14 protein-coding genes and 1 riboswitch are annotated in these 26,560 nt (G+C 59.1%); of the genes, 5 read left to right on the plus strand and 9 right to left on the minus strand.

The annotated features are described in order from the left end of the window. Positions 1-37: 37 nt before the first annotated feature. The gene (locus VSQ83_RS10755; RefSeq protein ID WP_133076882.1) at positions 38-748 is read right to left on the minus strand and encodes a histidine phosphatase family protein; all 711 of its coding nucleotides are present in this window, start codon (positions 746-748) and stop codon (positions 38-40) included. Positions 749-953: 205 nt separating this feature from the next. On the opposite strand from VSQ83_RS10755, the gene sohB reads away from it, so the two are divergent. Both sohB and VSQ83_RS10765 read left to right on the plus strand, forming a co-directional pair. Next, the gene (gene sohB, locus VSQ83_RS10760; RefSeq protein ID WP_326426602.1) at positions 954-1,973 is read left to right on the plus strand and encodes a protease SohB; all 1,020 of its coding nucleotides are present in this window, start codon (positions 954-956) and stop codon (positions 1,971-1,973) included. A gap of 196 nt (positions 1,974-2,169) precedes the next feature. After that, the gene (locus VSQ83_RS10765) at positions 2,170-7,251 is read left to right on the plus strand and encodes an NEL-type E3 ubiquitin ligase domain-containing protein (protein ID WP_326426604.1); all 5,082 of its coding nucleotides are present in this window, start codon (positions 2,170-2,172) and stop codon (positions 7,249-7,251) included. A gap of 69 nt (positions 7,252-7,320) precedes the next feature. Here the strand turns inward: VSQ83_RS10765 and VSQ83_RS10770 are convergent, their stop codons facing one another. The 3 genes from VSQ83_RS10770 to VSQ83_RS10780 form a co-directional block, all read right to left on the minus strand. After that, positions 7,321-7,815 (minus strand): DUF934 domain-containing protein, encoded by a 495-nt coding sequence (locus tag VSQ83_RS10770; protein ID WP_219263078.1) that lies wholly within the window; start codon positions 7,813-7,815, stop codon positions 7,321-7,323. After that, entirely contained in the window at positions 7,799-9,457 is a 1,659-nt protein-coding gene (locus tag VSQ83_RS10775) for a nitrite/sulfite reductase (RefSeq protein ID WP_326426606.1), read from the minus strand. The genes VSQ83_RS10770 and VSQ83_RS10775 overlap by 17 nt, the downstream gene beginning before the upstream one ends. 736 nt (positions 9,458-10,193) lie before the next feature. Further along, positions 10,194-10,412, minus strand: a complete 219-nt coding sequence (locus tag VSQ83_RS10780; RefSeq protein ID WP_219263068.1) for a DUF2970 domain-containing protein — start codon at positions 10,410-10,412, stop codon at positions 10,194-10,196. 158 nt (positions 10,413-10,570) lie between these two features. Between VSQ83_RS10780 and VSQ83_RS10785 the strand changes: the two genes are divergently transcribed. Further along, positions 10,571-16,990 carry an NEL-type E3 ubiquitin ligase domain-containing protein gene (locus VSQ83_RS10785; protein WP_326426609.1) on the plus strand — a complete coding sequence of 2,140 codons (6,420 nt, stop codon included), beginning with the start codon at positions 10,571-10,573 and terminating at the stop codon, positions 16,988-16,990. A 46-nt stretch (positions 16,991-17,036) separates the two neighbouring features. Here VSQ83_RS10785 and metH read toward each other — a convergent pair whose 3' ends face one another. Continuing rightward, positions 17,037-20,747 (minus strand): methionine synthase, encoded by a 3,711-nt coding sequence (gene metH / locus VSQ83_RS10790; protein ID WP_326426611.1) that lies wholly within the window; start codon positions 20,745-20,747, stop codon positions 17,037-17,039. A gap of 154 nt (positions 20,748-20,901) precedes the next feature. On the opposite strand from metH, the gene VSQ83_RS10795 reads away from it, so the two are divergent. Together VSQ83_RS10795 and nfuA are read left to right on the plus strand one after the other, a co-directional pair. After that, a complete protein-coding gene (locus VSQ83_RS10795; RefSeq protein ID WP_219263065.1) occupies positions 20,902-23,199 on the plus strand; it encodes a fatty acid cis/trans isomerase in 2,298 nt (765 codons plus the stop codon). Positions 23,200-23,310: 111 nt separating this feature from the next. Next, positions 23,311-23,895, plus strand: a complete 585-nt coding sequence (nfuA, locus tag VSQ83_RS10800; protein WP_019827280.1) for a Fe-S biogenesis protein NfuA — start codon at positions 23,311-23,313, stop codon at positions 23,893-23,895. Between the two features lie 180 nt (positions 23,896-24,075). Here the strand turns inward: nfuA and cobM are convergent, their stop codons facing one another. The 4 genes from cobM to VSQ83_RS10820 all read right to left on the minus strand — a co-directional run bounded on the left by cobM (position 24,076) and on the right by VSQ83_RS10820 (position 26,210). Next, positions 24,076-24,822 carry a precorrin-4 C(11)-methyltransferase gene (cobM, locus tag VSQ83_RS10805; RefSeq protein ID WP_219263063.1) on the minus strand — a complete coding sequence of 249 codons (747 nt, stop codon included), beginning with the start codon at positions 24,820-24,822 and terminating at the stop codon, positions 24,076-24,078. Positions 24,823-24,886: 64 nt separating this feature from the next. Further along, a complete protein-coding gene (locus VSQ83_RS10810; protein ID WP_326426614.1) occupies positions 24,887-25,312 on the minus strand; it encodes a cobalamin biosynthesis protein in 426 nt (141 codons plus the stop codon). After that, positions 25,309-26,010: a CbtA family protein gene (locus VSQ83_RS10815; RefSeq protein ID WP_133076871.1), complete on the minus strand. Its 702-nt coding sequence runs from the start codon at positions 26,008-26,010 to the stop codon at positions 25,309-25,311. Before VSQ83_RS10815 ends, VSQ83_RS10810 begins: the two co-directional genes overlap by 4 nt. An 11-nt stretch (positions 26,011-26,021) precedes the next feature. Next, the gene (locus tag VSQ83_RS10820; RefSeq protein WP_019827274.1) at positions 26,022-26,210 is read right to left on the minus strand and encodes a CbtB domain-containing protein; all 189 of its coding nucleotides are present in this window, start codon (positions 26,208-26,210) and stop codon (positions 26,022-26,024) included. Positions 26,211-26,306: 96 nt separating this feature from the next. Then, positions 26,307-26,517, minus strand: a riboswitch (cobalamin riboswitch). Positions 26,518-26,560 lie beyond the last annotated feature (43 nt).

Genomic DNA, 26,560 nt, shown 5'->3' on the forward strand with positions numbered 1-26,560 from the left:
TGGTTTACAGCGGCCCGAGGGCCGCGGTTGCCGGCGCTCATCGATAGGTGATGAGTGACGGCGTCTTCAACAGTTGCAAATGCACATGACTGTTGAAGGAAGCCAGGGTTGCCTCGTTGCCATGGAACTTGAGCTGGCTGAGCGAGGTATTGACAATTTGCCAGCCGAGCTTGAAGGCATCGGTGGGCGCAATGCGGGTCAGGCTGTGGATCAGGGCGGTAATGGTGCCGGCAGACGTGAACACGACAATGTTCTGCTGGCTCTTGGCAAGTTCAAGAATGCGGTTCAGCCCTGCTTGAACCCGCTCGACAAACCCCATCCAGGTTTCCAGACCGGGGGTGTCCCAGCTACCGCTGAGCCAGCGGTCGATGATCCGTTCAAAGATGCGCTGGAACTCGGCCGGGTTGCACGCGGCATCGCTCATGATCGCCAGCGCCTCAGGCTCCTCTGGCAGCAAGCCGGGAAGCAGGGCTTCGAGTATGGCGAATGCATCGAATTCGTTGAATGAGGCGTCGGTTTCAAGTTCAGGGATGGGCAGCCCGGCTGCATTGATCTGTGCCAGGGCATGGCGCGCGGTGTCCTGCTGGCGTGAAAGGTCGCCTGACAGGCAGCGGTCAAAGCGCAGGCCCAGGTCGGCCAGATGCCGACCGGCAATTTGTGCCTGCAGCACGCCCAGTGGTGACAGCACGTCGTAGTCGTCTGCACCGAAGGAGGCCTGGCCATGTCGTATCAAATAGATGCTGCCCACGTCCGCGTCATTCCGGTCCGCTGAAAGTCAGGCGAGGTTAGGAGGATGGCAAGTGGCTGTCAATGAAAAAACATACGCTTGTTTGAATTCCTCCTGTGACTGAATGCGAGGCGTTTCACGGCTGGCAGGCCCCGGTTGGCGCCGGTATGCTGGTTGCCATTGCGCAGCCCTGACCCGAGGGCTGCAGACGTTTTAAGGAGAGGCTGTGGAATTTCTTGCCGAGTACGCCAGTTTTCTGGCCAAGACCGTGACCCTGGTGGTTGCCATAGTGGTGGTCCTCGTGACCCTTGCGGCATTGCGTGGCAAGGGGCGCCGGGCCACCGGGCAATTACAGGTGATCAAGCTCAATGACTTTTACAAAGGCCTGCGTGAGCGTCTGGAGCAGTCGTTGTTGTCCAAGAGCCAGCTCAAGGCACTGCACAAGCAGACCGTTAAAGCGGACAAAAAGCAGAAAAAACAGCCGGATGACAAACCTCGGGTCTTTGTTCTGGACTTTGTCGGTGACATCAAGGCATCTGCCACTGAAAGCCTGCGTCACGAAATCACCGCGTTGCTGACCCTGGCAAAGCCGACTGATGAAGTGGTCGTGCGCCTGGAAAGCGGTGGCGGCATGGTGCACAGCTATGGCCTGGCATCGTCGCAACTGGCGCGTATTCGCCAGGCAGGCATCCCGTTGACTGTCTGCATCGATAAAGTCGCCGCCAGTGGCGGTTATATGATGGCGTGCATCGGGCAGAAAATTATCAGCGCACCGTTTGCGATTCTCGGCTCCATTGGCGTCGTTGCGCAGTTACCCAACGTCAATCGCCTGCTGAAAAAGCACGACATCGACTACGAAGTGCTGACCGCAGGCGAGTACAAGCGCACGCTGACGGTGTTTGGTGAAAACACCGAAAAAGGCCGCGAGAAGTTCCAGCAGGACCTGGACATTACCCATCAGTTGTTCAAGAACTTTGTGGCCAAGTACCGTCCGCAACTGGCAATCGATGAAGTGGCCACCGGTGAAGTCTGGTTGGGTGTTGCAGCGGTCGACATGCAACTGGTCGATGAGCTCAAGACCAGCGACGAGTACCTGTCCGAGCGGGCCAGGGATGCCCAGCTCTATCACCTGCACTATGCCCAGCGTAAAAGCTTGCAGGAGCGAGTGGGGCTGGCGGCCAGCACGTCGGCTGAAAAGGTGGTTGATTCACTCTGGGCACGTCTGACTCAACAGCGTTTCTGGTAATTGTCCCCCCGGCACTGTTGCAGTTGCAGCAGTGCCATTTGTTTGAAACTTGTTCTGGTTTTCAAGTGCGGTAATTATTGATTGTTTTAAACCTGTTTTTAACTCAGTTGCTGGAAGTGTGATCAAGTAATTAACGGACTTTATTAATGTGCGCTCTATAAGCTGACGGTATCAACACCTATGCCGAGCTTGAACCATGACACACACTAGTGCATCACAGACAGAATACTCCGTTATTGAACGCGCCAGCCAACTGGCCAACACCCGGGCCGACCATCAACATGGTGCTTATATCGCTGCCTTGTTGGCGCCCTGGTTTATTCAGGCAGACCCCGGTTTGCGTGAGGCATTGCGCAACAGCTTTATCCAGGGCCAAGAGGCTCAGCGCGCGGTAGCCGCTGTCCTGGCCGGGTTGCAACCCATCGAACAGTTTGCTGAACCGTTGCTCAAGGCCGCGCTGGCGGGTCGCGGCTGGGACCAGGTGAACCCCAGAGCCTACGGGATCAAGCATGTTCGTCTGTTAAGTAACCTGACGCTGTTCTTTGCCCGTCAGCAAGTCAAGCTGGTAGACACGCTGATCAGGTTAACCTTGCCCGATATCCTGCACCCCGAGTCACTGGAACTCGATCTGGTGGCCAGCACCACCGATCACAGCTTGTTGCAAGCGGCGTTGCAGAACTTTGAAGTTTCAGAAACCCGCAGTGACGGCTTTGATCCGGGAAGTTGTATCTATGAAGTTGTTGCCCGAAAACAGGTTGAACACGCGACCCTGAAGCCGCAACACCTTGCACTTATATGCCGCGACTTGAATCTGGGCATGCAGTACCAGAGGCATTTGGCTGATGTGTTTGAACCGGTCGATGGCAACTTGGCACCGGAGAATATCAATTCCAGGGCTTCCAAATTAAATCGGTTGTTCAGCCGGAACATACGCTTCGAAGTCTTGTCGGCCCTGCACATGGCGTATATGAAGAGGGAGGTCATTACGGCGCATTACGCTTTTATGCTCAATCTGTTGTCGGCCCCCGGGAATCGGTTGGCGGGCATGCAGCCTGGCCATAGCACGTTGCAGATCATGGGCTTTGAAGTGCCGGGGGTGATGGTCTTTTGGCCCGAGCAACAACCCGTGCAGCAAGTACAGGCGTGCGTACTTTATCTGCCGAACAGTCCTGATCGGGCTTTTCACGCATTTGAATCTTTTGAAATGCTCAAGGCGACATTGCGCGAGTGGTTGAAGGGCCAGGTGTTTGCTCGTTACTTCTTTGAAATGGTGCCGCTGCGTCACCGCGCCGAGTTCATGCGGCGTACGGACGTGAAGCATGTGACCTGGGATTCGCTGCTGCTGCGCCGCCCGCCCATTATCAATGAACCGGCCCTGATGTCCGAGAGCGTGCATCTGCCCCAGACGGAAGACCCCTGTGTCGTGGCCTGGCGTTTGCAGCTGGCGAAAATCAAGGACGATGCCAGATTGCTGGTCGTGCCCACTGAAGACGAAGATTCCAAGACCCGCCTGGAACGCCAGGCGACCTTTTTGAATACCGGGCTCAGCCTGCTGACATTGGCGCTGGGTTTTGTGCCTGTTCTGGGTGAGATTTTGCTGGTGACCAGTGTGATTCAGCTGGGTGTCGATGTGTATGAAGGGATCAAGGCCTGGCAACGCAATGACCGCGTCGCGGCCCTGGAGCACTTGTTCGATATCGCACAAAACGTTGCCCTGGCGACCGGTTCTGCCGGGGCTGCATCCACATTGCGTCCTTTGTCCGTTGTGGATGCGCTGGTGCCTGTGCGCACGGTCACAGGCCAGATGCGTTTGTGGCGCCCGGATCTTGAGCCCTATGTGTTCAAGGACGTCTCGTTGACCGGAGTCGTCCCCGATGCGCAAGGGCTGTACAGCGTGGGCGACAGGCAATTTATCCAGCTTGAAGGTCGTGTGTTCCGGGTGATGCCGGTTGCCGGCGCGCGGCAGGGCTTTATCCAGCATCCCACGGACGCCGGGGCCTATACGCCCCGGCTCGAACATAACGGTTGCGGGGCATGGGTGCATGAGCTGGAGACCCCCATGCAATGGTCGCGTGCGCAGTTGTTCAGCCGCCTCGGTCCTGAGGTGAAAGGGGTGTCACAGGCAACGGCCGAGCTGATTTTGAAGGTGACCAATACCGGTGAGGGGCTGCTGCGCAAGCTGTACATGGATCACCTGCCGCCACCGGCCCTGTTGGCGGACAGCATCAAGCGCGTACGGTTAAGTGAAATGATCGAGAGTTTTATCGAGCAGATGAAACAGGGCATCAATCGCTCCGTAGACAATGCGTCGTTGCAACTGCAACTGCTGACCCGATTGCCGGGCTGGCCTGCGGATCGAGTATTGTGTCTGGTCGACAGGGAGGGGGTGGTGCTGGAGGAATATGGCCCTGATCGGGTGGAAACCCATCCGCGACTGCAAATTGCTGAAACCCAGGTCAGGAACGGCGATCTGTTGAAAGTGACCCTGGAATCCCTGTCATCCCGTCAAATCGACAGATTGCTGGGGCAGCCGGTCAGGGGGCTGGAGGCGCAGGTTCAAGCCCTTTCGCGCATGCTGGGTGAGCTTGCCCAGGTGAGCAAAACCGAGCTGCTCTTGCGGCTGTACAGCCTTGGCGAGGTTGTGCCAAGGCTGGCGCACAGGCTTAGAAGGCAGTTTCCCGGCTTGCCGGTGCCCGTGCTGGAGGAGTTGATCAGCCATTTGTCCCTTGAAGAAGTTGATGCCCTCGGCAGTGGCGAACGTCTGCAGCTGCATGTTCTGGAGGAGGCGCGCCGTTACGCCCAGGTTGTGCGCTTGAATCGTTCAATAGAGGGGCTCTACTTTGAAGCCCTGCGCAACGCCGACAGCAACTCGCTGGCCTTGTTGGCCCTGGCGGATTTTCCGGGCTGGCCCGCGTATTTGCGCCTTGTGATTCGTGACAAGCGTACCGGGGAAGTGCTGCACTCCGTGGGCAATGCCCCGGCCACGAAAACCCGGGAGTTTTTCAAGGGTGATGGCGAGTACGAAGTTCCTGGAACTGTTGAGAGAAGGGCTTATCGCAGTGCCGATCTGTTGAACTGTGTGGCTTATGCGCTGACGCCTTCGGAGCGCAACGCACTGGGCCTTCCCGTGGTCGATGCCGGGGCAGTGCTTGGTCGCAAGATTGCCGACGCGGCGGCACGCAATCGGCCGCGCAGTGCCCAGTTGCTGGGTATGCAACCCATTAAGCCCTGGTTCAGATCCCCGTTGCGCCTGGCTGATGGCCGTGTGGGATACACCCTGGGCGGGCGCTCGGGACGCCTGCTGGAAGAGCAAAGCCCCAGACAGCTCAAGGACCTAGCCAGAGAGCTGTTCCCGACCATGAGTGAGGCACAGGTGGGGCAGTTTTTGTACCGATTGAGGCTTGGTCCGCAATTGGCTGCCCAAGCCCTGACCCAGCTCAAAGCGCAGTTGCAGACACTGCGCAACGATCTTGACCATTGGGTGGGCAGCACGGTGTGGAGCCAGCCGACGGCGGGGCCGCGGGTGCAGGTATCGGCCCAGGTCAAGCGCGGGATCAGCCAGACCCTGATTCGCACCTGGCGCAGGCTGGGCGAGAGTGTGCATCTGGAAGGGCACAGCGGGTATGTCCTGGATCTCAATGCATGGCCGGTTGATTGCCTGCCGGATCTGTCGGCGGATTTCAGCCATGTCAGCTCACTGCGCTTGCACAACTCGCCAAACGGTCAATTCCCCGGCAGGTTTCTGGAGCAGTTCCCTCATCTGCGAATTGTGTCCCTGGTCAACAGCCAGCTTGCCGAACTGCCTGCGGCGCTTTCAAGGATGCCTGAACTGCTCGAACTGAATCTGCGTGGCAATCAGATTGTGTTGAACGAGAGCGCAGCCACCCTGCTGTCGGGGCTGACCAGGCTCAAATCCCTGGATCTGGTGGGCAACCCCCTGGGCAGGCGCATCTCTGTTCAGCGCATGGTGGATCTTGAACAACTCAAGTTGCGCTATACCGGCTTGCAAACCTGGCCTGAGGGCGTGCTGTCACTCAGGCGCCTGCAAACCCTTGATCTGCGTGACAACAGCATCAGTCGCATACCGCCAGAGGTGCTGACTGCCGGCAGGGCTGCGGTTAATCGAGTCACGTTCCTGCATGACAACCCGTTGAGTGCGGACTCTTTGCGCCGCCTGGAAAATTACCGGCGCGAGCACGGCATCACTTTTGGGATCAGGCCACGGCGTCAACATGTCGAACCCGCACGCGGGATTTTTCATTGGGCGCCAGAGCCTACGGTCGAACAACTGGGCGTCTGGAGTGATCTGAGAGGCATGGGTCGCTCGACTGATTTTTTCCGCGTTCTGGAGGACCTCAGTGCGTCATCCCAGTATTTGCGCGGGCGTGAAAATTTAACGATGCGCGTATGGGGCATGCTTGACGGGATGCACGGCAACAGTGAGTTGCGAGAACAGTTATTTGAAGTGTCGGCCAATCCGAATACCTGTGCCGATGGCATTCCGATGATCTTTGCGGACCTGGAACTTCGACACCAGATCATGACGGCTCAAGGCGCAGCCAATGCCGAAGAAAAACTCCTGCGACTGAGTTATGGACTGTTTCGCATCGAGTTGCTGGACACCCATGTGCAAGGGGTCATTGAATCGCGAATTGCCCAGGTCCATACCGATCAGCGAAATTACGTCCAGCAGTTGCAGCGCCTGGTTGATGCTGCGGGTACGGTTGACCTGGATCAGCCCTTGGCGGACATGACCGCGCAGGAGCAGCAAGGTATTGCTTATCGGCTGGCAACGCCGCAAGCCATGCAATTGGCGCAGAGGCTCAGCCCTGTTGACTTGCAGCTACGGCTCGAACGGGTCGAACCGTTGGAAGTACAGATGTTTTATCAGGTCAGGTTAGCCGAGGAGCTTGGTTTGCCCGCACGGCCCAGGAGCATGATCTTTGAACGGTTGGCCAACGTAACCCCGGAGGAACTTGAGGCTGCAAAATACTATGTGTTGAGTGAGGACACCTTCACCAAGCGGACTGCCTTTATTGAAAAACAGGCGTTCTGGGAAGCGTTTCTGGAGAAGAAGTACCCTGCGGTCTTTCAGTCCGCGGATTCTCCGTTGCATGAGCGCATGCAGTCGCTATATGTCGGGCGCGAGAGCATGTCCAGTCAGGACTATGTTGAGCAAACAGGGGAGGTAGGGGAAAGTCGTCGCCAAGCGAGAGAGGTCATCATCAGCCGATTGACCCGGGAAGAAATAGCAGAACATCCGTTTATGCAGGTTTAGCCTGCCGCGGCGCCTGAATAAACCTTGAAGATAGTCAGGCCTTGGGTGAACCCAAGGCCTGCCACGCACTTAACGACGACGGAACAGCGGCATCGGCTCGTCGCTCGACGACTGGTAGGTCACCGAAAAATCCTTCAAGCCTTCCAGTGCTTCGTACGGGTCTTTATCGGCGCGAATGGCGAACGCGTCGAAACCGCAGCGGTGCAGATAGAACAACTGGTCGCGCAGTACATCGCCAATGGCGCGCAATTCGCCTTTGTAACCATAACGGTCACGCAGCAAGCGGGCATTGGAGTAGCTGCGACCATCGGTGAAGGCCGGGAAGTTCAGGGCAATGACCTGAAAATGCACCACGTCTTCGCCCAGTTCCTCGGCTTCTTCATCGCTGTCCAGCCACACACCCAGACCGCCATCACGGGCCTTGAGTGCATGGCCGTGCTCGCGCCACATCACCAGCGGGACGATGAGATCGTCGCAGTTGGAGATTTCGTCAAAGGTGGTTTCCTTGGGCAGCAAGTGCCAGGTTTCATCGATGACCTGATTGTTCTTAATGATTCGCTGCATAGACGCGCTCCTTGAAAGGGTCAATGCCGATACGTTGATAGGTGTCGATGAAGCGCTCGTCTTCGGTACGTTTTTCAACATAGACGTCGATCAGCTTTTCAATCACATCCGGCATGGCGTCTTGTGCGAACGAAGGGCCGAGGATTTTGCCCAGACTTGCGTCACGGCTGGCGCTGCCACCCAGGGACACCTGATAGAACTCGGCGCCTTTCTTGTCGACACCCAGAATCCCGATGTGACCGACGTGGTGGTGACCACAGGCGTTCATGCAACCGGAGATGTTCAGGTCCAGCTCGCCGATGTCGAACAGGTAGTCCAGGTCTTCGAAACGACGCTGGATCGCTTCGGCGATCGGGATCGACTTGGCGTTGGCCAGGGAGCAGAAATCGCCGCCCGGGCAGCAGATCATGTCGGTCAGCAAGCCAATGTTTGGCGTGGCAAAGCCGTTTTCGCGCAACTCGCCCCACATGGTGAACAACTGGTTCTCTTCCACATCGGCAAGAATGATGTTCTGTTCGTGGGAGGTGCGCAGCTGGCCAAAGCTGAAGCGGTCGGCCATGTCGGCAATGGCGTCCCACTGTTTGTCGGTCACATCGCCCGGTGCGACGCCGGTAGGCTTCAACGACAGGGTGACAGCGACATAACCCGGCTTTTTATGGGCCAGGGTATTGCGGGTACGCCAACGGGCGAAGCCCGGGTGCTGCTTGTCGAGTTCGGCCAGCTCAGCGCCGAAGTCAGGCAGGGCTTTGTAGTCCGGGTCCACGAAGTGCTTGGCGATACGCTGCACTTCAGCTTCGGTCAGGGTATTCGAGCCACCGCGCAGGTGAACCATTTCGGCTTCAACGCGCTCTGCAAACACTTCAGGCGTCAGGGCCTTGACCAGAATCTTGATCCGCGCCTTGTACTTGTTGTCACGACGGCCATAGCGGTTGTAAACCCGCAGGATGGCTTCGAGGTAGCTCAGCAGGTCTTGCCACGGCAAGAACTCGTTGATGAATGCGCCGATGACCGGCGTACGGCCCAGGCCGCCACCCACGAGTACGCGAAAGCCCAGATCGCCGGCTTCGTTGAATACGGGCTCAAGACCAATGTCATGGACTTCGATTGCAGCACGGTCGGATGTCGAGCCGTTGATTGCAATTTTGAATTTGCGTGGCAGGTAGGCGAATTCCGGGTGGAAAGTCGTCCACTGACGCACGATTTCGCACCAAGGGCGCGAATCGATCAGTTCATCGGCAGCGACACCGGCGAACTGGTCGGTGGTGACGTTGCGCAGGCAGTTGCCGCTGGTCTGAATGGCGTGCATCTGCACGGTTGTCAGCTCTTCCAGAATGTCCGGAATGTCTTCCAGCGCGGGCCAGTTGAACTGCACGTTCTGGCGGGTACTGATGTGGGCATAGCCCTTGTCATAGTCGCGAGCGATTTTGGCCATCATTCGCGCCTGGCGCGAAGTCAGTTGACCATAAGGCACCGCAACTCGCAGCATCGGGGCAAAACGTTGAACATAAAGGCCATTTTGCAGGCGCAGGGGGCGGAACTCTTCTTCGCTCAGCTCACCTGCCAGATAGCGTCGGGTCTGATCCCGGAACTGCTTTACGCGGTCCTCGATGATCCGCTGATCGTACTCGTCATATACGTACATATAGGTCCTGTTCTCAGGCTGCTAACAGCTTATCTGCGCGCACGGCCGCGCACTCCCCACGGAGCGGGGCACGATACCAGTTTGTAGTTATGCGCAAAAGTGATGTTTAAGCATATGCAAAGAACCAAAACGACTATAAGAGGTTGATTCTCAATCCCTTACTTGTGGTCGGGGCATTGCTGGACTTAACTGAGCAGAAGTCTTCAAGCAATCACCCATAAAACCGAAAAGAGGCGATGCGATGAGTACTCCCGTGAAAGCGCGCAAAAACGACAGCAAGGTTGATGCGTGGGCTATTTTTTTTCTGATCATTCTGGTGGTTGCCACGGCGGTGTTTTGGGTGAGTCATCAGTAGCCGCCCTGTAGTCGCTGACGAGCCGTGCGAGGCTGCGATCGGCGTGATACGGCCCCCCGACGCAGCCGTCGTAAATCAGCTTCCACGGTTAATCAGGTAAACCGCGTGTATCGGCTTTGCGACCGCTTCGCGATCGATCGCAGCCTCGTTCCACTCGTCAGCGACTACACGCGGGATGGGTGGCGAAATCTGTAGTCGCTGACGAGCCGTGCGAGGCTGCGTCCGGCGTGATGCGGCCCCCCGCGCAGCCGTCGTAAATCAGCTTCCACGGTTAGTCAGGTAAACCGCGTGTATCGGCTTTGCGACCGCTTCGCGATCGATCGCAGCCTCGTTCCACTCGTCAGCGACTACACGCGGGATGGGTGATGAGATCCGGGTTCGTTATACCCCCGCCAGATGCAGCACCAGCTTGACGATCCCGAACAGGATCAAGGCAAACACCGCGGTAAATAACAGGCCCAACAGCAAAAAATGGGCGGGTTTGCCGTGGGTGAAATCCCGGGCCCGGTTTTTTCCGCTCTGTACGCCAAACGCAGCGGCCATCACGCTGTGCAGCATTTGCCAGAAGGTCGGTGGCTTGTTGTCCGCAGGATCGTCCATTTGCCTCTCCTCTGTTGTTCGCACCCGCTCGATACAGCGTAGCCAAGACCTGGGTCTGGGAACGGGTATTTCCCGGTGCGCTAACGGACTACCACCCGCCGCTTTGGAACTTTCGTAGTAGTGAGGCTCATTCAAACGAGTCTCTGGAAGTTCCCACTATGGACAATCTATACATACGCAATGGGCTGGGGCCGCACGCGGCTTTTATCAAACGCCAGCTGCCGGGCTGGATCAAACACAGCCATGTGGCCGATATCAAGCGTCTTGAACCGGGTTTGTGGAAGGGCCAGGTGTCTGCGGTCGAGCCACCGCCGTGGTTCACGAATGCACCGTCCTGGTTGCGCCAGGCGCTGATGGTCAGTCAGGCCCGCAGCCAACAGGCCTATGTCGAATTGGCCAAAACCCTCAAGGACCTGCAAGGCATCACCCAGTTTGCCGAGCCCAGGCTCAAGGAGGCGCTGCACAGTCACAGTGCCTCCAGCCAGGGCATGGATATCAACAGGAACCGGCTGTTTTATCTGCGACGCAATCAGCCGGTGCAACATCAAAGCCTGTTGCAAGCCGCGTTGATGAACTTTGAAGGCAATGAGGCGTTCTCCCTGGTGGTCAAAGGGCAGGTCAGTGCACTGGCCCCGGCAGGGGCTTTGCCCCTGGGCATGACGAATGCGGCGCAACCCCCGGACATCTATGCCACGGTCGCCGACGGGTTACTGCACGGTACCGGGCCTGTGGTCAGCCTGTTTGAGGAGACGCTGGACAACCTCAAGCCCGTGCCTGGCTTCAGCTACCGGGAAAAACTGGACATGTCCCCCCAGGTGTTCTCGCAGATTTGCCGGGCCCTGGATCTGGGGCAGCAGTATCAGGCGCATCTGGGCGCGGTGTTTGAGGCCCCTGGCCGGGCACCTTTGGTGCGGCGCCAGATGATCCGCGCACAAAAAGAGCTGCTGGCTGTGCGCTTGCATACCGCTTTGATGCAAAAGCAGGTGTCAGCAACGGCCTATGACATGTTGCGCGGCGTGCTCGAAGACGACCCGCAGCCCAGGCTAAATGGCAAGCCGGTGGTCTTCAGTCAATTGCAGTTGTATGGATTGACCGTGGCCGAGGTGTTGCTGATCGGCCCCTGGCGTTCAACCCTGCCGGTGACCGAGTGGCAGGACAGCGGCTTTGGGTTCCAGGTACCGGTGATGAAAAAACCCGATATGGAACCCCTGGTGGTCTATATCCCCGGTGATCCGGTGGCGCCACTCAAGCAATACCCGTCCCTGGAAGCCTTCCAGTATGAGCTGGGCCTGAACCTGCGCACACCGCAGTATCAGCGGTTGTTTGCCAACCTGATGCCCCAGGGCGAGGCCCAGGCATTTCTCTCGCGGCTCACCCACCAGCTGTACAAGAGCGCGCCTGACCCCAAGGGCATTGAGCCTGCGGTCTATGTGGATGAAGTCGACCTCAGGCTCGGCCAGGTCTACCTGGATACGCCCCCCGGCCAGTTGTTCAACGGGCTGTACAGCCTGCACCTGGAACGGTTGAAAGCCAATGCGCGCAAGCTCGCGGTGCCAACCGCCGATGCCGACAGCAAGCTGCTGCAAGAGCGTCTGGATTACTGGCTGGGCCTGGGGATGGATGCAGTGAATGTGGCCGCGTTTTTTATCCCCGGCGCAGGCGAGGTGATGATGGCGGTCATGGCGTTGCAAATGGGCGCGCAGATCTATCACGGCTTCGAAGCCTGGACGGTTGGCGATGTTGACGGTGCCTGGGCGAGCCTGCAGGCGGTGGCCATCAACGTGGCGCTGGCCGCGACCATGAGCGGCGGCGGTTATGCGTTCGGCAAGGTGGCAGACGGTAGTCTGGCGAAGTGGGCCGATCATCTCACGCAAATCGTCCTGCCCGGCGGTGAGGCCAGGCTGTGGAATCCCGACCTGGTGCCTTATCAATGTGATCCGCTGTTTCAGCCACACGTCAGGCCCAATGCGTTGGGCCAGTATCGGGTCGATGGCAAGACCTATGTGCAGATCGACCGGTGCTTCTATGAGCAGGTGTTCGACCCGGCGCTCAATGCCTGGCGAATCAAGCACCCGGCGGACAACGCGGCCTATCAACCGTTGCTCGAACATAACCATGGCGGTGCCTGGCGGCACCACCATGAGCGGCCCTTGCAGTGGTCGCGCGAAACTTTGCTGCGTCGGCTGGGGCACGAGACTGACAGGTTTGATGACCGGACCCTGGGCCAGATTGGCGATGTATGCGGCATCAGTGACGATGCGCTGCGCAAGATCCATGTCGATGGCCTGCCTGTCCCGGCCATGTTGATGGACACCCTGGAGCAGTTTGCCGGCGGGGCCGAAATGGGCGGCCCGGGCAAGCAGCACAATCCGGATGTCGACTGGTTGCGCCGTCGCTATCCCATGCTTTCCGAGCGGGTGGCCCAGGAACTGCTGGAACAGACCGGGTATCGCGAGTTGGCCCGTATGGGCGAGACCCGTCAGGTGCCACCGGCAATGGACGATCTGGCGCGCACCCTGGCCCAGCAAAGCCGTCTTAACCGGGCATTGGCGGGCCTGTACTTACCGGCTCAGGCGACACGGGACACGGCCCGGCTGGCCCTGTATTGCCGGGAGCATTTGCCGGCCATGCCACTAGAGGGGCAGGGCGGCGACCTGCAACGTGCACTGGGGGACTATGGGGTCGCGCACCGCAGTGAAATGGCCCGCTGCCTGAAACTGCACGTCCCAAGGTCCAGGCCCCGGCTGCAAACAATCAACGGCCAGACAGGCTATCCATTGTCGGGCCGGGCTCATGCGGGCGAGGTGGCCGAATCCCTGATCACCCGCATGCGCGATGTCTACCCGAACATGACCGACGAGGAGGTCATCAGCTACGTTGGCAACCGCTTGAGCGAAGGCCAGTCAGACCAGCAGATATTTCACTTCCTGATGACTCGGCAGCGCGAGCTGGATGGGTTGCGCCAGGTGCTGCGGCAATGGACGGACGCTGCCCGTGAACCGTTCCATCAGACCATGCGCCAACATGCCAGCGACCGGCTTGTGACCTGTTGGCGGGAGGGGCTGTACCGCAACGGTGAGCCCTCGTCTTATCTGAATCTGGAGTTTGATCTGGACTGGATCGGTGACTTGCCTGCACTGCCAGCCGATTTTTCCCATGTCAGGACGTTGAAGCTGGATGCTGACTTGCTCATGAGTGAAGCCGACATGGGCTTTGTGCGGCGCTTTACCGGCCAGCAGCGCCTTGAAGTGAGTGTCGAGCATGCCGAGTTGCTGGGGGTGGCCGAAGGTCTGGCGCTGTTGCCCCAGATCAAGGATCTGGCCCTGAGCGCCCGCTGGCAGGGTTTTTCTCGCACATTTATGGAGCAACTGCGGGTTGTGACGCACATAGAGCGTCTGTCATTGACGGGGGCGCTAGAGAGCCTGGACCTCAGTGGCTGGCCCCGGTTAAGGGCATTGCGGGTACAGGGCAACCTGGGGCAGTGGCCCGGCGGAGTGTTCGAGCTTGAGCATCTCGAAACCCTCGATTTGTCTGAAACCTCGATCAAAACATTGCCAGAGCAGTTATTGACGGGGTATTCGCGGCTGTGGCGAGGCATGCAACTGAACTGGTCGAATATCGAGCCCGTGTCTGTCATGCAGGCCTACGAGTACCTGCGCGACAACCCGGCGCATTTGCGCGATGTAGCACAGTGGATAACGGACTACTGCCGGGGCAGCATCAAGCAATTCGTACCCCATGATTTGCATTTTCGCGACACGGTCCTGGCTCAATACTCCGGCAGGGATCAGGCGTTGCCCGAGTTGCTGGTGCGCGTCAATGGGCTGCATGCAGAGCACCATGCCCTGGTTGCGGCGCTGGATGTGTGGGTCAACAAGCAACCCATGAGCGCGGATATGTTTTTTCGCAGGCAGGCGGCCGACAGGCTTCGGCATTGCTGGAGCCAGGGGGTTGCTTCGCGTCTGGAGGTGGAGGACGCCAGGCCCGGTCCTTCATGGCGACGCAGTTCAAAGGGCGGCTTTCTGGATATCTCGGGAGGCGGGGTGCATGACTTGCCACAACTGCCTGCCAACGGGTTTGGCCATGTGTACTTCCTGGACATGAGCAACCTGAGTGTGCCACTGGATGAGCTGGACCGGTTTCTGGGCCCATTCGCCCATGTCAAAATCCTGAACCTGAGCCGTAACAGCCTGACATCATTGCCAGCAGCCCTGGGGGGGCTCAGGCAGCTCACTGAGCTCAACCTGGCCTTTAACGAGTTGACCCTCAACCCGTCGATGCAGGGGCGCCTGAATCGCTTGACCGAGTTGCAAAAACTGAGCTTGCAGGGCAATCGCGTGACGGCTTTGGATGTCAGTGCAATGACTCGCCTGGAGTCACTTGACCTCAGCGATTCGGGAATCAAGGCGTGGCCATCCGGAGCGCTGCAACTGCCGCTGTTGCGCCAGTTGAATCTGAGCCGCAGTGCCATTGTCGACATTCCTCAAGCAGCATTGCAGGGGCACGATCAACTAATGCTCGGCACCTACCTGCGCGGCTGCCGGTTGACACCGGCAAGCTGTGCCGAGTTGCTGGCGTATATTCGCCGTAGCGGGCGCCAGGGGGCGGGGGACATCAGCCCCCTGTTGCTGGCCTCAGGCCAGACGGGTGGTACGCCTGAGTTTTTCCCCGATGACGTATCCGACAACCCGGACTTGCTGTTACCGGCTGCACCAGTGCTCGATCCCGATCAGCCGCTGGTCGAACCCGCCGCCTTGTTGCTCAGAATCCACCCTGACCTGGGGCTGGGTGATGCCATCGAACTCATCGAACAATGGCGCACCCAAGGGCTGGATGCGCTGGACATCAATGCCCGGTTGGTACAGTGGAACAACCAGTACGACGGGCTGATCCAGCGCCTCAACAGCTGGATTGATACACCCAGTCATCGAGAGGGCGGGCGTTGGGTCAGTGCGGTAGACCGCAGGCGTGCGGCCGACCGGGTTCTGGATGCCTGGCGCCATGTGCGGGGGGCGCCTGCCGCGGATGAATCGGGCAACAGCCAGAGCCTGGATTTCTCGGATCTGTGCCTGGGTGATATTGCGCCGTTGCACGCGTCCCTGGAGCATGTCACGACATTGAACCTCAGTGGCGTCAGGCTCAGCGCACAAGGCAGCGACGGGTTTATCAGTGAATTCACGGCCCTGAATACCTTGCGACTTAACAACAACAGGTTGACCCGATTGCCCGAAGTACTGGGTTCGCTGGACAACCTGACCCGCCTTGAGGCTTCGCACAACCTGCTCGAAGGCGGCGATCAACTGCAGCAGCAACTGCAATCGATGGCCCGCCTGCAATGGCTGGATCTGAGTTACAACCGACTAGAAAGCTTCGATCTTGACGGCCTGGGCGAACTGCAAACCCTCGATTTACGCGGCAACAACCTGACTCGCTGGCCTGCGCGCGTGCTCACCAGCCCGGCCTTGAGAAGCCTGGACCTGAGCAACAACCAGATCGACTCTATTCCGCCGGAGCTGTTTGAGGGGGATAACGATGTGCTGATGGCCAACACCGATCTGTCCGATAACCTGATGTCCAGTGCCAGCTTCAGCACGCTGAGGGACTATATGGAGTTGTCGGGCAACAGCCTTGGTTTTACTCGCGAGGAAATCGAACTGGCCCTGGAGGATACGGATACAGCGGCCAGTAGCTCCGATGAGTCGGATGAGGATCTGGTACATCCGGGCTCGGAGCCAGAGAATCAGCAAAAGGAGCGCTGGTTCGACGGTGTTGCCGATGTTTCGCCAAAACATGCCATCTGGGAAAACGTGCGGGCCCGGGATGGCAGCGAAGGTCTGTTCCACTTGCTGTCGCAGTTGAAGTACACCCGCGACTTCATTCAGGACAAGGCCGACCTTGCGCGGCGGGTCTGGGATGTCTTGCAGGCGGCCGATGCGGATCCGGCGCTGTGCAGTGACTTGTTTATCATCGCCCACTCTCCCATGACCTGCGGCGATGGGCGCATCCTGCTGTTCAGCGATCTGGAAGTAAAAGTCCATGAGTTCAATGCACTGCGCTCAGTGGTTGCCGGTGAAGAGGGAACCGTGCTGCTGCGCCTGGCGCGAAGCCTGTTCCGTCTGGGGCAAGTGGAAGACATCGCCGCAGCGGCCATCAGCCTGCATCCTGACCTGGATCCTGCCGAAGTTCGCCTGGCCTATCGCATCAGTTTGGCCAGGCGTCTGGACCTGCCCAGGCAGCCCAAGGACATGCTGTTCAGAAACGCGGCGCGGGTGAGCGCGCAGGATATCGAAAACGCATATGCCAAGGTGCTTGCCGCACAAGCCAGCCCGGCTTTTATGGAACGGCTGATTGCTCAGGAATATTGGGTCAACTACCTGCAGCGCAAGTACGTGGCCGACTTTTCGGCACTGGAACATCGTTTTGAACTGGAGGCTGAAGCCTTGCAGGATCTGCACCCGGAACTGGGTGAAGCCTACAGCCAGGAAATAGAAGCCATGGGGCAGAGGAAGAAAGTCGAGCGCCGGGCGTTACTGACACGCTTGTCACAGCGCGAGCGCGACGAGATCGAGCGGGTTTGATGCAACCCTGGCAGGAGCGGCTTGCGCCAGCTCCTGCCCGTTTTACTCAGTTGTCATAGCCCAGGTTGGGTGCCAGCCAGCGCTCGGTCACGCTCAGGTCCTGACCCTTGCGTGCCGTGTAGCTGGCGATCTGGTCCTTGTCGACCTTGCCCACGGCAAAGTACTGCGCTTGCGGGTGAGCGAAGTACCAGCCACTGACCGCTGCCGCCGGGAACATGGCGTAGTGTTCGGTGAGGAACACGCCGCTTTTGCCTGCGCGCATTTCTTCGGCTTCGGGGTCGAGCAACTGGAACAAGGTGCCTTTTTCGGTGTGATCCGGGCACGCGGGGTAGCCGGGGGCAGGGCGAATACCGCTGTATTGCTCCTTGATCAGCTCTTCATTACCCAGCTTTTCATCCTTGGCATAGCCCCAGTAGTTTGTCCGCACCTGCTGGTGCAGCCACTCGGCGCAGGCTTCGGCCAGACGGTCGGCCAGGGCCTTGACCATGATCGAGTTGTAATCGTCGCCCGCGTCCTGGTAAGCCTTGGCCACCTCTTCGGCGCCGATCCCGGCGGTGGTGATAAAGCCGCCCACGTAGTCGGTCACGCCGCTGTCTTTGGGTGCGACGAAGTCGGCCAGGGAGAAGTTCGGCTTGCCGTCGGTCTTGATGATCTGCTGGCGCAGGTGGTGGAGTTTGGCCAATGGCTGGCCATCGTCGCCGTACAGCTCCAGGTCGTCATCGTTGACCTGATTGGCCGGCCAGAAACCGAACACCGCACGGGCGCTGATCAGCTTTTCGTCGATCAGCTTGGCGAGCATTTCCTGGGCGTCGGCATACAGTGCCGTTGCCGCTTCGCCGACCACTTCGTCGGTCAGAATGCGCGGGAACTTGCCCGCCAGGTCCCAGGAGATGAAGAACGGCGTCCAGTCGATGTACTCGGCCAAGACCTTGAGGTCGATGTTGTCCAGCACCTTGGCACCGGTAAAGGTTGGCTTGACCGGCTGGTAGCCGGCCCAGTCGAACTGCGGTTTCTTGGCGATGGCGGCGGGGTAGCTCAAGCGCTCGGTGCGGGCACTGCGGTTGGCGGTGCGCTCGCGGACTTCAACGTACTCAAGGCGGGTTTTCTCAACGAATGCAGGCTTCAGCTCCTTGGACAGCAACTGCGTGGCCACGCCCACGGCGCGGGAGGCGTCGGTGACGTAGATCACGGCATCGTTCTGGTACTTGGGTTCGATCTTGACCGCAGTGTGTGCCTTGGACGTCGTGGCGCCGCCGATCATCAGGGGCAGATGGAAGTTCTGGCGCTGCATTTCACGGGCAACATGCACCATCTCGTCCAGTGACGGCGTAATCAGTCCGGAAAGACCGATGATGTCGCACTTCTGCTCCTTGGCCACCTGGAGGATTCTCTCCGCGGGCACCATCACGCCAAGGTCAACGATGTCGTAGCCGTTGCAACCCAGCACCACGCCGACGATGTTCTTGCCGATATCGTGTACGTCGCCTTTGACCGTGGCCATCAGGATCTTGCCTTTGGCTTCTGGTTTGTCGCCTTTTTCGAGTTCGATAAACGGGATCAGGTGAGCAACCGCCTGTTTCATCACGCGGGCAGATTTGACCACCTGCGGGAGAAACATTTTTCCTGCGCCAAACAAGTCGCCGACGATGTTCATGCCCGACATCAACGGGCCTTCGATCACTTCGATCGGGCGCTTGAAGGACAGGCGCGACTCTTCAGTGTCTTCAACGATATGGGTGGTGATGCCCTTGACCAGTGCGTGCTCCAGACGCTTGTTCACGTCCCAGCTGCGCCACTCTTCGGTTTCGGCTTCCTTGACGCTGCCATCGCCCTTGTACTTGTCGGCAATGGCCAGCAGGTTGTCGGTGGCATCGGGGGTGCGGTTGAGCACCACGTCTTCTACCGCGTCGCGCAGTTCGGTCGGGATCTGGTCGTAGATCTCCAGTTGGCCGGCGTTGACGATACCCATGGTCAGACCATTGCGGATCGCGTACAGCAAAAACACTGAGTGGATCGCTTCACGTACCGGGTTGTTGCCACGGAACGAGAACGACACGTTGGACACGCCGCCTGACGTCAGTGCATACGGCAGCTCGTCGCGGATATAGGCGCAAGCGTTGATGAAGTCCACCGCGTAGTTGTTGTGTTCTTCAATGCCGGTGGCCACGGCGAAGATATTCGGGTCGAAGATGATGTCTTCCGGCGGGAAGCCCACTTCATTGACCAAAATGTCGTAGGAGCGTTTGCAGATTTCCTTTTTACGGGCTTCGGTGTCGGCCTGGCCCGCTTCGTCGAAGGCCATCACCACCACGGCGGCGCCATAGCGCTTGCACAGTTTGGCGTGATGTTTGAACTGCTCGACGCCTTCTTTCATGCTGATCGAGTTGACGATGCCCTTGCCCTGGATGCACTTGAGGCCCGCCTCGATCACTTCCCACTTGGAAGAATCGATCATGATCGGTACGCGAGAGATATCCGGCTCGCCAGCGATCAGGTTGAGGAAGGTCACCATGGCCTTCTTCGAATCCAGCATGCCCTCGTCCATGTTGATGTCGATGATCTGCGCACCGGCCTCAACCTGTTGCAGCGCCACTTCCAGGGCTTCGGTGTAGTTGTCTTCGCGGATCAGGCGGGCGAAGCGGGCGGAACCTGTGATGTTGGTACGTTCACCGACGTTGACGAACAACGAGCTGCGGTCGATGGTGAACGGCTCCAGCCCGGAGAGGCGGCAGGCCTTTGGAATGTCCGGAATCTGGCGCGGGGCGTAACCGGCAACGGCATTGGCGATGGCCTGGATATGGCCCGGCGTGGTGCCGCAGCAACCGCCGACAATGTTCAGGAAGCCGCTTTGAGCGAACTCTTCAATGACCTTGGCTGTTTCGCTTGGCAGTTCGTCGTACTCGCCGAACTCGTTGGGCAGGCCCGCGTTCGGGTGAGCCGAGACGTAGGTGCTGGCCTTGTTCGACAGCTCTTCGAGATAAGGACGCAACTCGCTGGCGCCCAGGGCGCAGTTCAAACCGACCGAGATCGGTTTGGCATGGCTCACGGAGTTCCAGAACGCTTCGGTGGTCTGGCCTGACAGGGTACGGCCAGAGGCGTCGGTGATGGTGCCGGAAATCATGATCGGCAACTCGATGCCCAGCTCTTCGAACACGCCCTGTACGGCGAAAATCGCGGCTTTGGCATTGAGCGTGTCGAAAATGGTCTCGATCAGGATCAGGTCGCAGCCGCCTTCGATCAGGCCTCTGGTGGCCTCGGTGTAGTTCTCCACCAGTTCATCGAAGGTGACGTTGCGATAACCCGGATTGTTGACATCCGGCGACAGCGAGCAGGTACGGCTGGTAGGGCCGAGCACGCCTGCAACAAATCGTGGTTTGTCCGGGGTCTCCAGGGTCTTGGCGTCGGCCACCTTGCGCGCAAGGCGTGCGCCTTCTACGTTTAGTTCGTAGGCCAGCGCCTGCATGCCGTAGTCGGCCTGTGAAACCTGGGTGGCGTTGAACGTGTTGGTTTCGAGAATGTCGGCACCAGCGTCCAGATACGCCTTTTCAATGGCTCCGATCACATCGGGGCGGCTGAGGATCAAAAGGTCATTGTTGCCTTTGACGTCGCTCGGCCAGTCGGCGAAGCGTGTGCCACGATAGTCGTGTTCCTCTAGGCGGTAGCTTTGGATCATAGTGCCCATGCCGCCATCGAGAATCAGAATGCGCTCTTTGAGGGCTTGCTGAAGTGCTTGGAGACGAGCGCTGCGGTCAGACATAGGACTACCTGTTAGAGCCATGCAAAAGATGTGAAATCATAACAAACCTGCGTGGGATTTGAGCGCTCGCTGATTTACATGAATTTCATTCATGTTGCGACAGGGCGGCGACAGGTAGAATCGCGACATATTTTTGATATCAGGACACTGGCACATGTTTTTTCGCCTACTCGCCAGCGCCGTGACGCTGGTGGCGTGCAGTACAGCGTTGGCACAGGCCCCGTTGGTTAGTCCGGTCATTTCCTACACCAGGGATATTCAGCCGATCCTCACCGAAAAGTGCGTTGCCTGCCACGCTTGCAACGACGCAGCCTGCCAGTTGAACCTGGGAAGCGCGGAGGGTGCGACCCGCGGTGCCAGCAAGGTGCCGGTCTATAAAGGAGATCGTGTCGATGCCGTTGCCCCGACGCGGATTTTCTTCGATGCCGATGGCCCGCAGGAGTGGAGGCTTAAAGGGTTCTACCCGGTAGTCGACGCCCAGGGCGCGCAGGCGTCCTTGATGGCGCGCATGCTGGAGCTGGGCCACAGCACCCCGCTGACCCCAAATGCCAAATTGCCCGAGGAAATCGTCCTGGGCATCAACCGCGAAAACGTCTGTCCGGCGCCGGGGGAGTTCGACGCTTACGCCCAGCGCCATCCAAAAGAAGGCATGCCGCTGGCCGTGACCGGGTTGACGAACACGCAATACCACACCGTACAAACCTGGCTGGCCCAGGGCGCGAAGGTTGACCAGCACGCAATCAAGCCGACTGCGGTCGAAGCGGCACAGATCAGCGAATGGGAAGAGTTGCTCAACCGCCCGGGTTCAACCGAAGCCCTGGTGGCGCGCTGGTTGTACGAGCATCTGTTTCTGGCCCATACCTACTTCGACAACGGCGTGCCGGGGCATTTCTTCCAGTGGGTGCGTTCGCGGACCCCAAGCGGTCAGCCGGTTGACCTGATTGCTACGCGCCGCCCGAACGACGATCCGGGCACCAGTTTTTACTACCGGTTGATGCCCGTTCAGGGTGTGATCGTGCACAAAACCCACATCACTTACCCGATGGGGGCGCAGAAACTTGCACGGGTCAAACAGCTGTTCTACAGCGGTGACTGGCATGCCACCAGCTTGCCGGGCTACGGGCCTCGAGGCCGGGCCAATCCGTTCGAAGTCTTCGAAGCGATTCCGGCGGTGGCGCGTTACCAGTTCATGCTCGACAACGCCGAGTATTTCGTACGCACCTTTATTCGTGGGCCGGTGTGCCGTGGGCAGATTGCGACTGACGTGATTCGCGACAACTTCTGGACTGTGTTCCAGGAGCCTGCCCATGACCGCTATGTCACCGACGCCGCCTATCGTGGCGAAGCGACGCCGTTGCTGGCAATGCCCGGCCAGATCGACGACGTTGGCAGTGTTATTTCGTTGTGGCACCGCTATCGCAACAAGCGCAATGACTATGAGAAGTTGCGCCAGCAAGCCTATGCCGACATGCCGCCACCGAGCTGGTCGACCCTGTGGGCAGGCAACGACAACGCCTTGTTGACCGTTTTCCGTCACTTCGACAGCGCCAGTGTCAGCAAGGGCCTGATCGGCGAAATCCCGCAAACCCTGTGGCTGTTCGACTACCCGTTGCTGGAGCGCACCTACTACCAGTTGGCGGTTAACTTCGATGTGTTCGGCAACGTTTCCCATCAGGCCCAGACACGCTTGTACTTTGACTTGATCCGCAACGGCGCCGAGGTCAACTTCCTGCGCTTGATGCCGGCCGACGCCCGTTCGGGCATCTTGAGCAACTGGTATCAGAACAGCGGCAAGCTGAAGATGTGGATGGACTACCAGAAGATCGACACCGGCACGCCGAGCGGCATGAAGCTCGATCCGGCCGACCCCAAGCGTGACTTTGCGCTCAAGCTGATTGAGCGCGCCGGCACCCTGAATGCACGGCCCGACCCGATCAACCGTTGCAGCGGCGCGTACTGTTCACGCCCCGACATTCCGCAAGAGTTCAAATACGCCGAGCAGGCACTGAGCCGTCTGACCTCGCGCCCTGCGGCGGGGCTGTCGGTCATCAGTCAATTGCCAGAAGCCAGCATGTTGCGGATCGAGGGAAGTGACGGCAAGCGCGAGATGTACAGCATGCTGCGCAATCGCGCGCACACCAACGTGGCCTTCATGCTGGGCGAGGAATACCGGCTGGAGCCTGGGCTGGACACCCTGACCATCTACCCCGGGGTGCTCAGCAGCTACCCGAACTTCATGTTCAATATCCCTTCGGGGCAGGTTGAGGCCTTTGTTGAAGCGATGGAGCAATGCAAGGATCAAGAGACCTTTGACACCATTGTCGAGCGCTGGGGGATTCGCCGTAGCCATCCACAGTTCTGGCAGTACTTTCACGATATTGGCCAGTACATCAGCGAAACCGACCCGGTAGAGGCCGGTGTGCTGGATATGAACCGCTACGAAAACCTGTAATCAGCCACTAGAATTTGATACATGGGGTGTGGCTTTCCTGACAAAAACACTAGGACTTTGTCAGGCGCGCCGATTGGCGTAAACTGCATCCCATGTCTGCGAGGAGATTCCATGAGCGCCATAACGATTACCGACGCTGCCCACGATTACCTGGCTGATCTGCTGTCAAAGCAGAACACCCCGGGTATCGGCATCCGCGTCTTTATCACCCAACCCGGTACCCAGTACGCCGAAACCTGCATTGCTTACTGCAAGCCGGCTGAAGTCAAATCTGAAGATACCGCCATCGGCCTTAAAAGCTTCACGGCCTGGATCGATTCGTTCAGCGAACCCTTCCTTGACGATGCCGTGGTGGACTACGCCACCGATCGCATGGGTGGTCAGCTGACCATCAAGGCGCCAAACGCCAAAGTGCCGATGGTCAATGCCGACAGCCCGATCAACGAGCGCATCAACTACTACCTGCAAACCGAGATCAATCCCGGTTTGGCCAGCCACGGCGGTCAGGTCAGCCTGATTGAAGTGGTTGAAGACGGTATCGCGGTGCTCAAGTTCGGTGGCGGTTGCCAGGGCTGCGGCCAGGCGGACGTGACGTTGCGTGAAGGCATCGAGCGCACCCTGCTTGAGCGTGTGCCGGAGCTCAAGGGCGTACGTGACGTGACCGACCACTCGCAGAAAGAAAACGCCTACTACTAATAGGGCGTTCGCTGCGAAGCTGAAGAAAAAACGGTGCCCCGTGAGCACCGTTTTTTTATGGCTGCGCGATAGCCCTGCACGGTTCGGATTGTGCGGGCGCAGCAGAACCTAATGGGATCTACCTGACAGACCACGCCGTCCGTATCGCGAGCAAGCCCGCTCCCACAGGGGGGAGAGCGTTCAAGGCCGATACAAATGCGCATGCCCCGCACGGTACAGCGACGAGTCCCCAAAACGGTCACTGGCCAGCACCCGGCCCACCAGGATCAGCGCCGTACGCCTGAATCCCTTGGCCTGGACCTTGACCGCGATGTCTGCAAGCGTCCCTTGCACCCAGTCCTGGTCGGGCCAGCTGGCGCGATGAATCACTGCAATCGGGCAATCACTGCCGTAGTGCGGGATCAGTTCGGCAACGATGTTTTCAAGGTTCTTGACCCCCAGATGAATGGCCATGGTCGCCTTGTGCTGCGCCAGGCTGGCCAGTTCTTCTCCGGCTGGCATAACGGTTTTTTCGGCGTAACGGGTCAGAATCACGGTTTGCGAAATATCGGGCAACGTCAGTTCGGCCCCCAGAATGGCCGCACAGGCCGCGGTAGCAGTCACTCCCGGAATGATCTCAAAGTCAATGCCCAGCTCACGCAAGCAGCGGATCTGTTCGCCAATGGCCCCGTACAAGCTGGGGTCGCCGGAATGTACGCGGGCCACGTCCTGGCCTTTGGCGTCGGCGGCACTGATCAGGGTGATGATCTGCTCAAGGTGCAGTTGCGCACTGTTGATCACCTGCTCAGCCTGATGGCCTTGCAGCACGGCCTCGGGGACCAGCGAGCCTGCGTAAATGATCACCGGGCAACTGCGAATCAGGCGCTGGCCCTTGACGGTAATCAGCTCAGGATCGCCGGGTCCGGCGCCGATGAAATAAACAGTCATGGCAGTCTCTTGAAGGGGTTGAGATAGAGCTGTTCTTGAACAACGCTCATAGTGAGGCGGGGGATTATCGCGGGTTTTGCTCGAAACAGGCCAACGCAAAGGTTGCGCCGGGTGATTTTTGTCGCGTAATCAGCAAGGTGGCGGGTGCCCCCGCGAGTCGCTCGGCCAGGGCCAGCGCAGCACTTTCGGCAATCCCGAAACAACCGGTTTTCTCGAACACAAGGTTCGAGCGATGGCTCAGCTGGGGGGCGTACGGGGCAAGCTGTTGCGCACTGAAGACCTCAAGCTCCAGTTCCAGTCGAGCTGCCAGTTGCAGCAGCCCGGGTTCCTGGCGCTTGAGATCGAGACTGGCCAGGGCACGGACCGCATTCAGCGGGATCCCGGCCCGGGCCAGAGAGCGTTCGATCAGACTCAACAGCTCTGCAGCGGTGCAACCTTGGCGACAGCCCAGGCCAATCACCAGGATTGGCACTGTGCCGGTTGCCGTCATGCCGAGTACTGGCCTTCAGACTTGCGGCGAAACAGCCAGGCGCTGATCACGCCGAGGGCCAGCCAAAAGGCGAAGTTGGTCAGTTGCGAGGCAATCTTGAACTGCGACTCCAGCTCGGCCGGGGCCAGGCTTGAATGCACCAGTGGCTGGGGTGCGCCAAAAATATGCGGAACCACCAGAATCGCCACGCCCAGCACTTTCAGCGCCCAGTGCTTGCCAAATACCATCAGCGCGATTGCTACCGCGGTCGAAGCTGCGGTGCTGACCCACCAGATTTGACGCTGCAGCAAATCTGCCGCTGCAGTGCCCGGCAACTCGGGTGGCAGGCCCAGGGTCGGGGCCAGGCAGAACACCGCATAACCGGCAAGGCCCCAGAGCAGGCCCTGGGAAGTGCGCGTCGGGGCACGCAAGGTGTAAAGGCCGGCCAGCATCAAGGCAAAACCCACAGCAACCACCAGATTGCCGCCAGTGGTAGACAGCACGCGCTGCCAGCCATCTTCCGGCTCCCAGGCCTCGGCGTCGTGCTCATGGGCTGGCATGGCCATGTCGGCATGCTCGTGTACTTCTGTGGCGGCAGGTTTTTCGTAGGTTTCGGCCTGCAAAATCAGCGGCGACACCCACAGGCTTTGCAGCAGGGTCAGCAGCAGGGCGGCCAGCAAGCCGGTGAAGCCTGCGGTTTGGGCGATACGCTTAATCATGGCAGGCAGTCTCAATGGCACGGGAAGGCGGAGCTGTGACGGGTGTCATGGGCCGCATTGTGAACCGCATCGATATGGGAGAACCCGGCGAAGTAGACGAGAAAAGCCCCCAGTACCGCAGCACCGACAGCCGCCACAATGCGTTGGCTTTGGGTGGCAGTGGTCGCGGCGGAATGGGTACGGCTGGTGCTGATAGACATGGCGCTTGCCTCAGGTCGGACGACGGGCAGCAAAGCGCAAGAAAACCCCGCGAACGAAGCCCGCAGGGTTTAACAGCGCCCGCCCACCGCGGGTTTGTTATTCAAAATAACCAGGCCGGTCTCCGGGCTTGCGAGGGGCTCAAGGGTTGAGCCTGCAAACATCTCCTTCCCATGCACTCGGCACAGTGGATTTGATGTTTCTCTCGCTTACCGTTGCGGGGGCAGCGCCGGACTTGCCAGGACTAACGCCTGACGCACCGGTTTCCCGTTTCACCCTGTGAAGGGCACCTGATACAAGATGTGTAGGAAACCACAGCCCAGGAGAGTCGTCAATTTAAAGGGGGGGTGTA

The organism is Pseudomonas sp. DSV-1, from assembly GCF_035830915.1.
GTDB lineage: Bacteria > Pseudomonadota > Gammaproteobacteria > Pseudomonadales > Pseudomonadaceae > Aquipseudomonas.

Coding starts and splice junctions, on each gene's coding strand:
- VSQ83_RS10810 (WP_326426614.1), bottom strand. CDS start 25,312: ATGACGGCAACCGGCACAGTGCCAATCCTGGTGATTGGCCTGGGCTGT.
- VSQ83_RS10815 (WP_133076871.1), bottom strand. CDS start 26,010: ATGATTAAGCGTATCGCCCAAACCGCAGGCTTCACCGGCTTGCTGGCC.
- cobM (WP_219263063.1), bottom strand. CDS start 24,822: ATGACTGTTTATTTCATCGGCGCCGGACCCGGCGATCCTGAGCTGATT.
- VSQ83_RS10775 (WP_326426606.1), bottom strand. CDS start 9,457: ATGTACGTATATGACGAGTACGATCAGCGGATCATCGAGGACCGCGTA.
- VSQ83_RS10785 (WP_326426609.1), top strand. CDS start 10,571: ATGGACAATCTATACATACGCAATGGGCTGGGGCCGCACGCGGCTTTT.
- VSQ83_RS10820 (WP_019827274.1), bottom strand. CDS start 26,210: ATGTCTATCAGCACCAGCCGTACCCATTCCGCCGCGACCACTGCCACC.
- VSQ83_RS10780 (WP_219263068.1), bottom strand. CDS start 10,412: ATGGACGATCCTGCGGACAACAAGCCACCGACCTTCTGGCAAATGCTG.
- metH (WP_326426611.1), bottom strand. CDS start 20,747: ATGTCTGACCGCAGCGCTCGTCTCCAAGCACTTCAGCAAGCCCTCAAA.
- VSQ83_RS10765 (WP_326426604.1), top strand. CDS start 2,170: ATGACACACACTAGTGCATCACAGACAGAATACTCCGTTATTGAACGC.
- VSQ83_RS10770 (WP_219263078.1), bottom strand. CDS start 7,815: ATGCAGCGAATCATTAAGAACAATCAGGTCATCGATGAAACCTGGCAC.
- nfuA (WP_019827280.1), top strand. CDS start 23,311: ATGAGCGCCATAACGATTACCGACGCTGCCCACGATTACCTGGCTGAT.
- VSQ83_RS10795 (WP_219263065.1), top strand. CDS start 20,902: ATGTTTTTTCGCCTACTCGCCAGCGCCGTGACGCTGGTGGCGTGCAGT.